Origin of the sequence: Sutterella sp. KLE1602 (genome assembly GCF_001578585.1) — a bacterium.
Taxonomy (GTDB): Bacteria; Pseudomonadota; Gammaproteobacteria; order Burkholderiales; family Burkholderiaceae_F; genus Sutterella; species Sutterella wadsworthensis_A.
This window is the reverse complement of sequence record NZ_KQ968557.1, coordinates 506-15,790: the sequence shown is the minus strand read 5'-3', so window position 1 is coordinate 15,790 and position 15,285 is coordinate 506. Positions and strand designations below refer to the sequence as shown.

General features: G+C 63.8%; 13 protein-coding genes. 8 read left to right on the top strand and 5 right to left on the bottom strand.

Features of this window, described 5'->3' with window-relative positions:
* The first annotated feature begins 567 nt into the window (after window positions 1–567).
* The 6 genes from HMPREF3036_RS07820 to HMPREF3036_RS07795 all read left to right on the top strand — a co-directional run bounded on the left by HMPREF3036_RS07820 (window position 568) and on the right by HMPREF3036_RS07795 (window position 6,822).
* On the top strand, window positions 568–1,422 hold the full coding sequence (locus HMPREF3036_RS07820) for an aldo/keto reductase (RefSeq protein WP_005436627.1): 855 nt from the start codon (window positions 568–570) through the stop codon (window positions 1,420–1,422).
* 397 nt (window positions 1,423–1,819) lie between these two features.
* Complete coding sequence (locus HMPREF3036_RS07815; RefSeq protein WP_062333283.1) at window positions 1,820–2,068, top strand: chaperone NapD; 249 nt, start codon at window positions 1,820–1,822, stop codon at window positions 2,066–2,068.
* A 51-nt stretch (window positions 2,069–2,119) separates the two neighbouring features.
* Window positions 2,120–4,861 carry a nitrate reductase catalytic subunit NapA gene (gene napA / locus HMPREF3036_RS07810; protein WP_005436630.1) on the top strand — a complete coding sequence of 914 codons (2,742 nt, stop codon included), beginning with the start codon at window positions 2,120–2,122 and terminating at the stop codon, window positions 4,859–4,861.
* Window positions 4,862–4,872: 11 nt separating this feature from the next.
* Window positions 4,873–5,640 (top strand): ferredoxin-type protein NapG, encoded by a 768-nt coding sequence (napG, locus tag HMPREF3036_RS07805; RefSeq protein ID WP_062333280.1) that lies wholly within the window; start codon window positions 4,873–4,875, stop codon window positions 5,638–5,640.
* On the top strand, window positions 5,637–6,512 hold the full coding sequence (gene napH / locus HMPREF3036_RS07800) for a quinol dehydrogenase ferredoxin subunit NapH (RefSeq protein ID WP_062333277.1): 876 nt from the start codon (window positions 5,637–5,639) through the stop codon (window positions 6,510–6,512). Before napG ends, napH begins: the two co-directional genes overlap by 4 nt.
* Window positions 6,505–6,822 carry a nitrate reductase cytochrome c-type subunit gene (locus HMPREF3036_RS07795; protein WP_062333274.1) on the top strand — a complete coding sequence of 106 codons (318 nt, stop codon included), beginning with the start codon at window positions 6,505–6,507 and terminating at the stop codon, window positions 6,820–6,822. Before napH ends, HMPREF3036_RS07795 begins: the two co-directional genes overlap by 8 nt.
* Before the next feature lie 94 nt (window positions 6,823–6,916).
* Here HMPREF3036_RS07795 and narL read toward each other — a convergent pair whose 3' ends face one another.
* The 3 genes from narL to HMPREF3036_RS07780 all read right to left on the bottom strand — a co-directional run bounded on the left by narL (window position 6,917) and on the right by HMPREF3036_RS07780 (window position 12,096).
* Entirely contained in the window at window positions 6,917–7,570 is a 654-nt protein-coding gene (narL, locus tag HMPREF3036_RS07790) for a two-component system response regulator NarL (protein WP_062333271.1), read from the bottom strand.
* A gap of 61 nt (window positions 7,571–7,631) precedes the next feature.
* On the bottom strand, window positions 7,632–9,398 hold the full coding sequence (locus HMPREF3036_RS07785; protein WP_062333268.1) for an ATP-binding protein: 1,767 nt from the start codon (window positions 9,396–9,398) through the stop codon (window positions 7,632–7,634).
* 148 nt (window positions 9,399–9,546) lie between these two features.
* The gene (locus HMPREF3036_RS07780) at window positions 9,547–12,096 is read right to left on the bottom strand and encodes a heavy metal translocating P-type ATPase (protein WP_062333265.1); all 2,550 of its coding nucleotides are present in this window, start codon (window positions 12,094–12,096) and stop codon (window positions 9,547–9,549) included.
* Window positions 12,097–12,201: 105 nt separating this feature from the next.
* On the opposite strand from HMPREF3036_RS07780, the gene HMPREF3036_RS07775 reads away from it, so the two are divergent.
* Window positions 12,202–12,573 carry a winged helix-turn-helix transcriptional regulator gene (locus HMPREF3036_RS07775; protein ID WP_062333261.1) on the top strand — a complete coding sequence of 124 codons (372 nt, stop codon included), beginning with the start codon at window positions 12,202–12,204 and terminating at the stop codon, window positions 12,571–12,573.
* A gap of 78 nt (window positions 12,574–12,651) precedes the next feature.
* Here HMPREF3036_RS07775 and HMPREF3036_RS07770 read toward each other — a convergent pair whose 3' ends face one another.
* Window positions 12,652–13,467 (bottom strand): MetQ/NlpA family ABC transporter substrate-binding protein, encoded by an 816-nt coding sequence (locus tag HMPREF3036_RS07770; protein ID WP_005436645.1) that lies wholly within the window; start codon window positions 13,465–13,467, stop codon window positions 12,652–12,654.
* Between the two features lie 474 nt (window positions 13,468–13,941).
* Here HMPREF3036_RS07770 and HMPREF3036_RS07765 point away from each other — a divergent pair, with 474 nt between their 5' ends.
* Window positions 13,942–14,373 carry a hypothetical protein gene (locus HMPREF3036_RS07765; protein ID WP_156469783.1) on the top strand — a complete coding sequence of 144 codons (432 nt, stop codon included), beginning with the start codon at window positions 13,942–13,944 and terminating at the stop codon, window positions 14,371–14,373.
* 142 nt (window positions 14,374–14,515) lie between these two features.
* Here HMPREF3036_RS07765 and iscB read toward each other — a convergent pair.
* Window positions 14,516–15,285: RNA-guided endonuclease IscB (gene iscB / locus HMPREF3036_RS07760; protein WP_197457963.1), on the bottom strand; the 770-nt coding region annotated here is incomplete at its 5' end.

Genomic DNA, 15,285 nt, shown 5'->3' with positions numbered 1-15,285 from the left:
CCGCAGGCTCCGCTTGCTCGGCCCGAAGGCCGGTGTTGATCGGCCCGAAGGCCGATTGTCATCCTTCGTCAATGTTGGAATGGGTTTCTTGTCTGCATCACCGTTCCTACCTCTCAGAACTTTTAAACACAGACCGCAGAGCGTGGGACTAGGATAAACATCCCACGGTGCCTGTACATTCCCAACCAACGTAGCTCTCCTCCCAGAGGAGGTTTGCTGAGACTAGTCAATAAAGGCTCTTTCAAGCCTCCGCCTTTAGGCGGGGGTTATTGACCTTCTCTTCTTGTCTGTGTAGTTGCAGTTGCGGAGTCCGCGCCGTCCGGCGCGAGGGCGGCCGGTTGTGGAGCGCTTCGTCCGAATGATAGCGTCGACTTTCAATTATGCGTCTTTCAGGGCGCTTGTGGTACATGCCGAAGACTGTTTTTCCTGTTTTCCCCAGTCGTTTGCGTTGAACGCCTTCGACATTCGTCAAGACTTTTTCTCAAAAGCTAATCTACAATGATCTGGTTCCATTCAACCATCAGGCCGTCCGGATCCGCGGCCGCCCTACAGCAGAGGAGTTTTCCCGTGTTCTCGTCCCTTGCCGACAAGCTCGTGCTTTCCAACGGCGTCCAGATGCCGGGCATCGGCTTTGGCACTTGGCAGGTGCCCACCGACAGCACGCTTGAAAACGCCGTCTCGGCGGCCCTCAAGCTCGGCTACCGCTTCTTCGACACCGCACAGATCTACGGCAACGCCTCCGCCATCGGCCGCGGCGTGTTGCTGAGCGATCTGCCGCGCGCTGAGATCTTCATCTCGAGCAAGATCTGGACGTCGCACCGAAGCTACGACGGTGTGATGCGGGCCTTCACCGACATCATCGAGCAGCTCAAGACCACGTACCTCGACCAGCTCCTCATCCACTGGCCCGCCACTCAGGGCGAGCCCATGATCTGGCAGAGCCAGAACGCGGGCACCTGGCGCGCCCTCGAAGACCTCTACGAACAGGGCGCGGTCAAGGTGATCGGCGTCTCGAACTTCCTGCCGCACCACCTCGTGCCGCTGCTCGCCCGCGCGCGCATCCGCCCGATGGTCAACCAGCTCGAGATCCACCCCGGCTATCCGCAATTCGCGGCCGTCAACTTCTGCTTCAAGCAGAACATTGCCGTTCAGGCCTGGAGCCCGCTCGGCCGCGGCGGTCTCACACACCACCCGCTCCTCATCGAACTTGGTGAGAAGTACGGCGTCTCCCCCGCCCTCATCGCCCTGCGCTGGAGCCTGCAGCACGGCTTCATACCTGTCGTGAAAGCACTCGATGCGGAACACATGAAGTCCAATCTCGACGCCTTCGGCCTCACACTCGAGGACGAGGACATGACGCGCCTCGACACGATGCAGCAGGTCGCCTTCTCGGGACTGCACCCCGACACCGTCACCTTCTGACGACGCCCAGCCACGAAAGCCCGCCCTTCACGAAGGCGGGCTTTTTGGTAACCGAAAACCGACATGCTCTCAGGTCGGTTTTTGTACCTCTTGAAAATTTCGAGCCAGTCTGACTTCGGAGAAGAACATTCTCGCCCGAGGGAAACGCCGCCCATCTCCATCGGACCAAGTCGATACCTCTTTGGAGGTAGCACCGCAATTCTATTACAGAATAGCGTCATTACCTCTCCCACAGTCAAATCAGGGCTTCGAACCGCCTCACCGCCTTCAGGGAAAGATGCTGCCACGGGGCCAACCCCTATCTCCAAAGAGCCTCCCGCACCTCTCTTCAAGCGTCTAGGCGGTGCGTGCGCAGCTCCCTACAATCAGCTCATCGGAACGTGAAAAAGGCCACCGAATGAACTACTCCTCCGTTGTCATCACGCTCGCCGCCGGCGCCGAAAGCCGTGCGCTCAAAGCACTTTCTGCCCTCGAAGGACTCGAGGTCCACCACGTCGACGAGGCGTCCCGCAGAGTCGTCGCCGTCATCGAGGCCGAGACCACGGGACTCGAGGCTGACGTCTTCGAACGGATCCGCCGCACCGAAGGCGTCATCGACGTCAGCCTGCACGCCCACTACTTCGAGGACGAGGCGGCAACCGAGTAGTCCCTTCCCTTCACGACAGACCCCGACAGCATTCAAGCAAAGGAGACCTCCATGTCAGTCCATCAAGTCAACGAGAAGCGCCGCGCCCTCATCAAGTCCGGCCTCGCCGCAGGCGCCGCCATGTCGATCGGCATTCCCGTCACGTCCGTTCAGGCCGCCAGCGCCCGCAAGTCCGAAGAGGGCATCTCCTGGCACAAGGGCGTGTGCCGCTTCTGCGGCACGGGCTGCGGCCTCCAGGTCGGCGTCCGCGACGGCCGCATCATCGCCACGAAGGGCGACCCCGACGCGCCCGTCAACCGCGGCCTCAACTGCGTCAAGGGCTACTTCAACGCCAAGATCATGTACGGCAGGGACCGTCTGACGCAACCGCTCATGCGCCGCACCAACGGCAAGTTCGACAAGAACGGCAAGTTCGAACCCGTCTCCTGGGACGAGGCCTTCGACGAAATGGCGCGCCAGTTCAAGCGTGTCTACGCCGAAAAGGGGCCCTCGGGCGTCGCGCTCGTGGGCTCCGGCCAGTACACCATTCCCGAGGCCTACACCGCCACGAAGCTCTGGAAGGGCGGCTTCCGCTCCAACAACATCGACCCGAACGCCCGACTCTGCATGGCGTCCGCTGTCGTGGGCTTCTACCAGACCTTCGGCGTCGACGAGCCCGCCAACAACTACAGCGACATCGAGTTCGCCAACACGATGATCCTCTGGGGCAACAACATGGCCGAGGCCCACCCCGTGCTCTGGTCGCGCGTGGCCAACCGCAAGCTCACGGACCCGAACACGAAGGTCATCAACCTGACGACCTACCGCAACATGTCGTCCGACCTCGCCGACGAGACCATCATCTTCAAGCCCAACGGCGACCTTGCGATCGCGAACTACCTGATCCGCGAGATCATCAGCCGCGGCGCCGTCGACGAGGACTTCGTCTCGAAGCACACCATCTTCACCGCCGGCGTCACCGACATCGGCTACGGCCTGCGCAACACCGACAAGTACGCCTACCCCGCCGAACGCGACATTCTTGAAAAGCAGAAGCGCATCCGCCTGAGCCCCGCCGAGGCGACCGCCATGGGCCTCAAGGCCGGCACCGAGGTCGAGCAGAAGAACTCGGGCGGCTCCGCCGGCGCCCACTGGCAGATCGAGTTCGAGGAGTTCCGCAAGGCCGTCGAGCCCTATACCCTCGACTTCGTCGCCCCGCTCGTCAAGGGCGATGACGACGAAACGCTCGAAAGCTTCAAGGCCCGCCTCGTGCGCCTCGCCGACCTCGTCTGCGACCGCAAGCGCGACCTGCTGAGCTTCTGGTGCATGGGCTTCAACCAGCACCAGCGCGGCGTCTGGGCCAACGAGCTCGTCTACTCGATCCACCTTCTCATGGGCAAGCACGCCAAGCCGGGCAACGGCGCCTTCTCGCTCACGGGCCAGCCTTCCGCCTGCGGCTCCGCCCGCGAGGTCGGCACGTTCTGCCACCGTCTTCCCTCCGACATGCTCGTCGCCAACGGCGAGCACAGGAAGAAGACCGAAAGCATCTGGAATCTGCCCGCCGGCACGCTCAACCCCAAGGTCGGCTACTCCGTCATGGAGATCATGCGCGGCCTTGAGGACGGCTCCGTCAACTTCATGTGGACCCAGGTCGTCAACATCCTCCAGTCGACGCCCAACAACACCCACTGGGTGCGCGCCGCCCGCGATCCGAAGAACTTCGTGGTCGTCTCCGACGTCTATCCGACCTACTCCGCCCGCGCGGCCGACCTGATCCTGCCCGCCGCCATGCACTTCGAGAAGTGGGGCCTCTACGGCAACGCCGAACGCCGCACCCAGGGCTGGCACCAGCTCGTCAAGGCGCCTGGCGAAGCGAAGACCGACATCTGGATGATGATGGAGTTCGCCCGCCGCTTCACGGTCGACGAGCTCTACCGTGCGCAGCCCCTCAAGGGCGTCCCGGGCGATGCGCTCCCCGACGTGCGAGAAGCCGCCGCGGCCATGGGTCTCAAGGGCGACGCCACGCTCTTCGACGTGCTCTTCGCGCCGTCCGCAGCCCGTCAGGCCGCCTGGCCCGACCCGCTCTACAAGAAGGAGCTCAACGCCACGGGCGAGGCCCTCGGCCTCCCGTACTTCCCGGAAAAGGCGCTCTTCGGCGAATACCGTCAGTTCACGCTAGGCAACGGCCACGACCTCGCCGACTTCGACACGTACATGCGCGAGGACGTGCGCGGCCTGCTCTGGCCCGTCGTCAACGGCCGCGAGACGCTCTACCGCTTCAACGTCGAGTACGACCCGTACGCCAAGCCCGACAACCTCTTCTACGGCAAGCTCATGAAGCCCGTCGGCAAGGGCACGCGCCATGCGCTCACGGACAAGAACGCCGTCGCACATCCCGGCACCGCCAAGATCTTCTTCCGTCCCTACATGGACCCGGTCGAGATGCCCGACGCCAACTACGACCTCTGGCTCTGCACGGGCCGCATCCTCGAGCACTGGCACACGGGCTCGATGACCCGCCGCGTGCCCGAGCTCGACCGTGCAGCTCCGCGCGCCGTGCTCTACATGAACCCGGCCGACGCCGAGCGCCGCGGCATCAGGCGCGGCGACACCGCCACCGTCACGAGCCGCCACGGCGAGTGCAAGGCCGTCGTCGAAACCAAGGTGCGCAACATCATGCCGCGAGGCATGACCTGGCTCGCCTTCTTCGACGACAAGGTGCTCTGCAACTCCGTCGTCATCGACGCCATGGACCCGATCTCCCTTGAACCCGACTTCAAGAAGACCGCGGTCAAGGTTGTCCGCGACATCTGACCGGAGTCCTCATGACGGGAAGCGCCAAGACCACCCGCCGCGAATTCCTCACGAAGGCCTGCGAACTTTCGGCTGCAGGCTTCGTGACGGCCTTCGCCTGGGGCTCGCTCAGCCTTCGCGACGCCAACGCGCGCTGGATGCCTAGGCCTCCTGGCGCCGTCGACGGCAAGGACTTCCTCGCACTCTGCTCGCGCTGCGGGCAGTGCGTGACGTCCTGTCCGTACGAAACGCTCAGGCTGGCGGGGCCGTTCGATCCCGCTCCCGGCGGCACGCCCTTCTTCGTTCCCGAGGAGATCCCCTGCTACATGTGCAAGGACATCCCCTGCGTGAAGGCCTGCCCGACGGGTGCGCTCTCGCCTGCGCTCACCGGCATCAGCGACGCCCGCATGGGCATCGCCGTCGTCGACCCCGCCTCGTGCCTCTCGCACCAGGGACTTCGCTGCGAGGTGTGCTACCGCGCCTGCCCCGAGGAGGAGAAGGCGCTCACGATCGAAATGCATCCGCGCGGCATCAGCCGTCACGCGATGTTCATCCCGGTCGTGCACCCCGAGCACTGCACGGGCTGTGGCCTGTGCACGAAGAGCTGCCCCACGGGCACGCCCGCCATCCGCATTGCGGACAGAAAGGCCGTGCTCGGCGAGATCGGCGGTCACTACCGCCTCGGCTGGCTGCCCGACGATGATCCGAAGAACCGGCGCGAGGACGCCCCCGCAGACGCCCCCGAGGCTCCCGCCCAGGGCGCAGGCGGCCTCGACTACCTCAATGAGAATGCGCTATGAAGCGGCTCTACAACATGCGATGGACGCTTGCCCGCCGCGCGCTTCAGCTTGCGGTGCTCGGGCTCTTTGCGGGCACGGCGCGCCTCGGGTGGACGCTCGCGGGCGAGCCTCTCCTTGACGGCACGCTCTCGGCCTCCGAAGTCGCCGGCACGATTCCGCTCTCCGACCCGCTTGCGCTCCTCGAGCGCCTTGCGGCGGGGCACATGCCGACGCTCACGGCCGGACTCGGCGCCCTCATCGTCCTCGTGCTCTACGGCCTTCTGGGCTCGCGCACCTTCTGCGGCTGGATCTGCCCCATGAACATGGTGGCCGACGCCGCCGAATGGCTTCGCGTGCGCCTCGGACTCAAGGCCGACGTCGTGCGCATCTCGAACAAGGTCCGCTACGGCCTTCTCGCCGCCGCGCTCATTCTGAGCGCCGCCACGGGCACGGCCGCCTTCGAGGCGGTGAGCCCGCAGGCCTGGATCTGGCGTGATCTCGTCTTCGGCACAGGGCTCGCAGCGCTCTCGGCCGCCTCTGCGGTCTTCGCGCTCGACCTTGCGCTCATGAAGCACGGCTGGTGCGGCCACCTCTGCCCGCTCGGCGCCTTCTGGTCGCTCGTCGGCCGCCTGACGCGCTCCCCCGTCGTGCGCGTGAGCTTTGACGATGCAGCCTGCAACCGCTGCGGCGACTGCCTGCGCGCCTGTCCCGAACCCCACGTCATCCGCTTCGCCAGCCTGAAGGAAACGGGCCGCATTCCCGCCGGCGACTGCCTCAACTGCGGCCGCTGCATCGAGGCCTGCGGCGAAAACGCGCTCAAGTTCCGCATCGGCCCCGCCCCCAGGACCAGAACTTCCTCCGACACCCATCAAGGAGAAAACCATCATGATTAAGAAATTCGCCCCGCTTTTCGCGACCCTCTGTCTTCTCTCGGGCACCGCCGTCGTCCAGGCAGGCGACACCGACACCGACATCATCGGCGCGCCGGGCATCATCCCGCATCCGATCGAGAGCTACCTCCCGATCACGGCCGAACGCAACAGCTGCCTCATGTGCCACAAGAACGCCGTGGCCGAGGACCGCAAGGCGGGTGAAATCCCGCTCACCCACCTCAAGGACGGCAAGATCACGGGCGACCGCTGGAACTGCACGCTCTGCCACGCGCCGAGCATGCCCGCCGAAACCAACGCCAAGGCCAAGTAAGCGCTGCGTCGCCCAATCGGGCGGCACGCATAATGAACAAAGGCCGCAGGAGATTGGCTCCTGCGGCCTTTGTTCATTCGTCATCCGTCGCCTTTCATTCGGCGGTCTTCTGCTGTGCGGCCCAGACGGCGGCCTCGACGCGGCTGCGGCAGCCGAGCTTCTTGAGCAGATGCTTCACGTGGCCCTTGACGGTGCCCTCCGTGATGTCGAGCCTGCGGGCGATGACCTTGTTGGTGCAGCCCTTGGCGATCAGGTCGAGCACCTCGGCCTCGCGCCCCGTGAGCGTGGGCCGCTCCTCAAGCGTAGAGGACATCTTCGCGCGAAGCGTGGTCGTGAGGAAGGCAAGCATCGAGGCATCCACGACGGTCTGCCCTTCGAGCGCCCTTCGGATCGACTTCAGGAACTCCTCGGGCTCCATGTCCTTGAGGAAGTACCCGTCCGCGCCCGCCTGAATGCAGGCCGTCAGGTCCTTGCCCGAGTCGCTCACCGTGAGGATCACGATGCGGCGCGACGGATCCTCTTCCTTGAGTGTCGAGAGGATCTCCACGCCCGAGCTGCCCTTCATATTGAGGTCGAGGATCGTCAGGTCGGGTTCGGTGCGTCTGACGAGCTCGATCGCCTCCTCGCGCGTGCCCGCCTCGCCCACGACGTCAAGCCCCTGCTCGAGGTCGAGGAGCTCGCGCACGCCGCGGCGAAAGAGCGGATGGTCGTCGATGATCGCGATCGTATGGCGTTCCTTGCTGGTCATTTGCTGGCCGTTCCCTGAAGAAAAATGCATTTTTTAATTTTACCTCTGCGCGTAAGCGCCTTCAGTCCCGTCTTTCAGGGACGACGAGCGTGACGCAGGTGCCGCCGCCTTCGGCCGGCGCCACCGTGAGCGTGCCGTGCAGCGCCTCGGCGCGCTCCTTCATGATCGAGAGCCCGAAGTGCTTGTAGCGGCCGGGTTCGGCGGGGATGCCGACGCCGTCGTCCTGCACCCTGAGCACGAACGTGTCGTCCGCGCCGCGCGAAAGCGTCACGCGCACGCTGCCCGCACGCGCATGCTTCTCGACGTTGACGAGGGCCTCACGCAGGATGTGCACGAAGTGGATCTGCTCGTTGGGCGTAAGCTCGAGTCCGAGAAGCGCGTTCGAAACCGTCGTCGCAATGCCCGTGCGGTTGCGGAACTCCTCGACCGTCTCCTCGACGGCGCCGTTGAGACCCGAGCTGCTGATCTGAAGCCTGAAGGTCGTGAGCACCTCGCGAAGCTGCCTGTAGGCCGTCGTGATGCCCTCGGAAAGCTCGTTGACGGTCTCCAGCACCTTCTCCTGAGGCTCGCCGCGCTCAACGAAGACCTTGAGGCGGTGCATCTGGATGCGCGAATAGGAGAGCGACTGCGCGATCGAGTCGTGGAGTTCACGCGCGATCGTCGAGCGCTCCTCAAGCACCGCCAGACGCCTGTCGTCCGACTGCCGGGTGCTGCGCTCGATGCCGCGCCCGATCGTCTGTGCAAGCGCCTCGCCGAAACCGGTCTGCCAGTCCTCGGGCTCTGCGTCAAAGAGCGCCTCGAGCGTGCCCATCGAAGGATTGACGTTGGAGAGCACGAAGCGCACGACGCCCGTCTCGGGCTCCTCCTCAGGCCAGGCGTCCGATTCGGCGAGCACCGCGGCCGTGCCGTTCGTGCTGACGACAAGCCTCACGGCCCTCGCGCCGAACTGCACGCAGGACTCCTCAAGCAGGCCGTCGAGCGAATGGCGCTTGAAGACCGCGCCCCAGGTCGCCGACTGCGCCATGCGGCTCAGGAACTGAAGGCCTGCGTTGCGGCGGTTGAGGTCCTCGGTCTTCTTCTCGACCTCGTGCTCAAGATTGCCGTAAAGGCGGCCGAGCTCGTCGACCATGAAGTTGAAGCTCGTCGCGAGCCTGCCGATCTCATCGGGCGCGGGGACCTTCGCCCTCACGGTGAAGTCGCCCTTTCTCACCGCATCGGCAGCCGAACCGATGGCCAGCAGCGGCCTGAAGATGCTCCTCTGCATGACGAGAAGCATCACGAAGCTCACGCCCATGGCGCCGAAGAGAATGAGGGTGAGGATCTTCTGCAGGATCGCAAGACGCTCGTTGAGGCCGTTCTCAAGCGTCTGGACGAACCTGTCGACGTCCTCCACGAACGAAGGAATCTGCTCCGTGAAGCGCCGCCTGGCCTCAAGACTGTCGATGCTCGCCTCCGCAAGCGGACGCACGCCCTTTTCGAACCTGTCCTTGAGGGCCGCGTACTGAACATAGGCGGGATCGCCCGAATCGTGGGGCACGCCGTTGAGAAGGCCCGGGCTCATGAGCTTGACGCCGAACTCGTCGAGCGCCGTCATGGTCTTCTCCCTTCGCTGCTCGAAGGAGGAGAAAGGATCCGCAACGGCAAGCGCAAGCTTGTAGCTCTGCATGCGCATGCTGCCCGAGACGTTGATGGCGCCCCCAGATCCCGTCGAGCGCTCCGTGAGAATCAGAGCGGGGGCCGCGGCGAGTACGGCCAGAAGGCCGATCACGGCCAGAACGACGAAGCACTGTCGGACAATGGAGGCGCGAAGCCATTTGATGATGCGCATGGCGGATCCTTGAAGCGGAGGTTGCACGGGCGGATCCTTCGATTTTACAAAGGCGCCGGTGCGGGACGAAAGATGATGCAGGAAAAGCGAAGGGGCCGCTCCATCAATGTGGAGAGCCCCCTGCAGAATGCTCCGTGCGTTCTCAGGCTCAGAGCGTGTCGATGCCCGTCACCTTGAAGCCCACGCCCGTCACGACGGCCGAGAGCATCACGTCGGAGACGCCGGCCGCAGCCTTGACGCGGGCCTCCTTCTTCTCAAGGTCCGCCACCGCGGACTCGACGCCGGGCAGCGCGCGAAGCGCCTTCTCGACGGCGGCCGTGCAGTGGCCGCAATGCATGCCTTCAATGTGAATCACCTTTTCCATCATGGAACTCCCTGTAGTGGATGCGCCGTCCGTCCCGCTGTCGGAGACGAGGACGGGCGCCTTGAAGAATCGGAGGCGAAGCGCGTTCGTGACGACGCTCACCGAGCTCATGCTCATGGCCGCCGCCGCGATCATCGGATTGAGGAGGAGACCGAACATGGGATAGAGGACGCCTGCCGCGATCGGAATGCCGATCACATTGTAGGCAAACGCCCAGAAGAGGTTCTGCCTGATGTTGCGCATGACGGCGCGGGAAAGGTCCACCGCGCCCACGACGCCCTCGGGCGAATCGCGCATGAGGACGACGTCGGCGCTCGCGCGCGCGGCGTCCGTGCCTCCGCCCACTGCAACGCCCGCATCGGCCTGGGCGAGCGCAGGCGCGTCATTGACGCCGTCGCCCACCATGGCGCACGGTCCGTCGGCCTGAAGCGCCTTCACGTGCGAGGCCTTTTCGGCGGGCCTCACGTCGGCGACGATGTCCTCGGGCGCAATGCCGAGCCTGGCGCCGACGGCCTCGGCCGTGCGGCGGTTGTCGCCCGTGAGCATCACGACCCTGAGGCCGCGTCCGCGTAGCGCCGAGACGGCGGCCCTCGATTCGGGCCTCACCCTGTCGGCGACGGCGATGATGCCGATGACGCTCCCTGCCGAAGCAATGAAGAGCGGCGTCGCGCCCTGCGAGGCCTCTGCGAGTGCGAGCGCGGAAAGCGCCTCGGGCACCTCAAGGCCGAGCGTCTCCATGAGACGGGCGTTGCCCGCCGCCACCGGCGTGCCCGACATCAGGCCCCTGAGGCCGCCGCCCGGAATCTGCTCGAACTCATCGACCTCCTGCGCGGGCAGTCCCCTCGCCTCGGCCTCGGCGAGCACCGCCTGCGCGAGCGGATGCTCGGAGGGCTTTTCAAGCGCGGCTGCGACGAGCATCACCACGGTTTCGAGTCCGGGCACCGCTGCCGCCACCTTCGTGACGACAGGCCTGCCCTCGGTGAGCGTGCCCGTCTTGTCGAAGACGACGGTCCTGAGCCCGGAGAAGACCTCGAGCGCCTCGGCGCTCTTGAAGAGAACGCCCAGGCTTGCGCCTCGGCCCATGCCGACCATGACGGCCGTGGGCGTCGCCAGTCCGAGCGCGCACGGGCAGGAAATGACGAGGACGCTCACCGCGGCGTTGAGCGCGAACTCAAGGTCTCCGCCGATCCAGTACCAGACAAGGCCCGTCACCAGGGCGATCGTCATCACGACGGGCACGAAGACGCCGCTCACCTTGTCGGCAAGCCTCGCCACGGGAGCCTTCGAGGCCGTCGCCTCCTCGACGAGCCTGATGATGCCCGCCAGCACCGTGTCGTCGCCCACGCGCGTGGCGCGCATTCTGAAGGCGCCCGCCGCCAGAAGCGTCGCGCCCGTCACGGCCTCGCCCGGCCCTCTCGTCACGGGAAGGCTCTCGCCCGTAAGGGCCGACTCGTTCAAAAGCGCGGTTCCCTCCAGAATCACGCCGTCGACGGGCACCGTCTCGCCTGTCTTCACGACGACGATGTCACCCGAGGCGACCTCATCCGTTCCAATGCGGACCTCCGCGCCGTCCCTCACCACGAGGGCCGTCGGCGGCGCAAGCTTCATGAGCGCCGTCACCGCCTCGGTCGTGCGGCGCTTGGCGCGCGCCTCGAAGAACTTGCCGAGCGAAATGAGCGTGACGATCGTCGCCGCCCCCTCGAAGTAGAGGCTGTGCGCAAAGTGGTGGAGCGCCGCTTCGTCACCCGCAGCCTGGGCCGCAAGAAGCCTGTAGATCACATAGACGCCAAAGAGCAGCGCTGTGCCCGATCCAACCGCGATGAGGCTGTCCATGTTGGGCGCGCGGTTGACGAGCGCCCTGAGGCCGCCCGTGAAGTAGCGGCGGTTGAGAAGCACGATGGGCAGCGTGAGCAGGAACTGCGTGAAGGCCATCATCGGAGCGCCCTGCGCCCCCGTGAGCATGACGGGCACGGGCAGGCCCGCCATCGGCCCCATCGAAAGCCACATGAGGGGTGCGAGCAGCGCAAAGGACCAGATGAGACGCACGCGCACGGCTTCGGCCGCCGCCTCCGCGTCCGCCTCGGGCGCCGTCGCGGCCGCAGTCCTCCCTCGCCCCGCAAAGCCCTTCTCGCTCGCCCCGTAGCCCGCATCTTCCACCGCACGCTCGATGTCCTCGACGCCGAGCACGCCTTCGTCAAACGTCGCCTTGAGCGAATTCGTGAGCAGGTTCACCTCGGCCGCACTCACGCCGCGAAGGGCGCACACGGCCTTCTCCACGCGGCTCGAGCAGGCCGCGCAGCTCATGCCCGTCACGTTGAACTGTCTGGTTTCCATCGTTCTGAATGAGAATGATTATTCGGTTCAGGGAGTGTATCCTTGACAAGTTCCTTTTCGCAAGAACGCACCATTTTGATATCCAGTACCCAAAAGGATACCGTCATGACCGACAAAACGCCTGCAGGAGAAGTGCTCTGTCCTGTCGCGCTCACGCTCAGCCTCATCGGCGGCAAGTGGAAGGCGCTCATTCTCTGGAACCTGCTCGAAGGCACGATGCGCTACTCGGCGCTGAGAAAGGCCGTGCCCGACGCCACGCCCAAGATGCTCACGCAGCAGCTTCGCGAACTCGAGGCGGACGGCCTCGTCTCGCGCACCGTCTGGCCCGTCGTTCCGCCTCGGGTCGACTACGCGCTCACGCCCACGGGCGAGAGCATCAAACCCATTCTCACGGCCATGTACCGCTGGGGCGACGCCTATCTGGCGAAAAGGAACCGGAAGTCCTGCTGCTCGATGAAGCCGCCCGCCGACGAATAGGCGCGCCCGGAAGGAAAAAGGCCCGCCTGCAGACGATGCTGCGGCGGGCCCTGATTGTTCAGAGGTTCAATGCCAGGATCAGAAGGCCGGAACCACGGCACCCTTGTATTCGGTTTCGATGAACTTCTTGACTTCGGCGGACGTCAGAGCGGCCTTGAGCTTCTGGATCTCGGCGCGGCTGTCGTCACCCGTGCGGATGGCCACGATGTTGGCGTAGGGCGAATCCTTGCTTTCGATGGCAAGGGCGTCCTTCACCGGGTTGAGACCGGCACCCAGGGCGTAGTTGGAGTTGATGACGGCGAGCGCGACATCGTCAAGGGCGCGCGGAAGCTGGGCGGCCTCGATCTCGCGGAACTTGATCTTCTTGGGATTGTCGACCACGTCGTTGATCGTGGCCGTCACGCCGGCTTCAGGACGAACCTTGATGAGGCCGGCCGTCTCGAGCACCTTGAGGGCGCGGCCGCCGTTGGTCGGGTCGTTCGGAATGGCGACTTCAGAGCCCTCGGCAACGTCGGCAACGTTCTTCACCTTGTGGGAGTACACGCCCATCGGCTCGATGTGAACGGCGACGAGGCTCGTGAGCTTGAGGCCGCGGTCCTTGCTGAAGGAGTCGAGATAGGGCTTGTGTTGGAAGAAGTTGGCGTCAAGCTCCTTGTCGTTGAGCGAGAGGTTCGGCTGAATGTAGTCGGAGAACTCGATCACCTTGAGCGTGATGCCCTCCTTCTGGAGCTGCGGGGCGATGAGATTCAGAATGTCCGCGTGCGGAACGGGGCTCGCACCGACCGTGAGGGTCTTGGCGTCGCCGCTCTTGGGAGCATTGTCGTCACCGCAGCCGGCAAGACCGAAGGCGAGGCCGGCAGCCACGCACACAGAAGCGAAAAGCTTGAATTTCATGATTAATCCACCTTGAATAATGAGAAACAGGACAAAAGCCTCCGGCATGCGAGGGCGTTGAAAGGAAGTTGACCGGAGAGGATCCGGTGCCCCGACTGCATGTCTTGTTCTGGAAGCCCTGCCGGTTCCCGCGGATCCGGCGAAGTACCGACGATTCTACCTTAAGATCGCACTTTTCGCTCTACTGCAAACAACCTAGAAAAGGGACGACGGAATGCCGTGCATCGGCATGATCCAGTGGAAACACCACCAAAACCATTGTTGCGCAACATTTTTATCGACAAAACCCGCACTTTTCACAGGATCATTTCACGATTCTGATACGGCACTTTTGGCGCAGGTCATGCAACCTTCAAATAGTTCGATGTCCTTCGGCGAACTGCCCCATACTCGAATCCAAGGCGAAGCATCGCGTTGCAGCGCGCCCTCGCCGTCAACATTCGTTCGAGTTCCGTACTTCCGTTTCAGTCCGCCATGTCAAACATCACGCTTCCCATGGAGCTCATGCTCCGCGCCACGCTCCCCACCCGCTCCGAACAGCTTCTCAACAACCTGCGCTTCCTGCCCCGCGAGCTTCATCCCCAGTCCGTCAACGGCCTCAGGTCCCTGGGGTTCGACGCGAATCTCTGCGCTGACCTCAACAGCTTCAAGGCGGACAGGAATGTCGACACGCCGCTCATCCTCGCGCTCTTCATCAACGAATTCTTCAAGGCCGCAGGATCCGACTACGCCGCCAGCCAGAGCATCGCCAAGTACCTCCGTCGCCGCGCCCGCAAGATCGACGTCGAACCCTTCGGCCAGGAGGTCGCGGAGATCGTGAAGAAGCACTTCAAGGAGCTCAGGAGCGCAGCCATCGGCCCCTTCATCAGGGACGTCGAGCCGTACCGCGTCGTGCAGCTCTACTGACAGGACAAAACTCCGAAGAGCTCAGGATGAGTTCGAGTAACTTTTCAGAAAAAAAGCCCGCGGCTTCGGACTTGAAGCGGCGGGCTTGTTGTTGTGGGTATTGCTCTTTCGAGGTTGGATTTGAAATGTCAAGTCTTTTTTGCTACAGATATTGATACTTATACCCGTCGCTTTTGAAGAGACATTTACTATTGAGGAAAGTAGCCTTGACGCGACCTGCTTTCGTTTCTACGGAAAGTTTCCCGTCTGTCAAGGTCGCCCTTCCAGTCCAAATGCCGGCATTTCTCCCTCGCGTCACCTTCACGCGCACATAGTCTCCCGTTCCAAAATCGTTCGGGCGCTTGCGACGCGAAAAGTAGCAGAGAGGAAAGCCGTACTTGTCCGTGCGTGTCCGCTTATGGGAACCACGACCGATGCAGTACGCCTGCAACGGCCTCAGTTTTTCCCAATCGGCCACGCCGTCGATGCGACCGGTGCATAGTGCATCGAGCCAATGCTCTTTCGGCACGCTGAAAGCGTGACGATTGAACTTGGTCTGTGCGCCGGAGCCGACTTCGACGGTGCATCCCGTTGACTGAAGGCTCCTAAAGAGTGACCAACGCGTCGCATTGACGGCGGCTGCATCTCGAAGCGTCGTTTTGAGCTGCTTGCGAATTTGAGCCAAAAGAGCAGGCTTCTTCTTGAGGAAATCCTCAATCGGCATAGCCCCCTTCTTTTGGTTGCACTGAACGCAGGCAATTGCGAGGTTCGAAACGCGGTTGGAACCTCCTCTTGCCTTGGGTATGATGTGCTCGACGTTGAGCACAACCCCGCTCTTGCCGCAATAGACGCACTTGCGGTCAAACTTTTCAAGGAGATATTCCTTGAGCTCGTAGCCCGCAAGCTCGCCCTGCTGGTATTCCACGCCGGAGA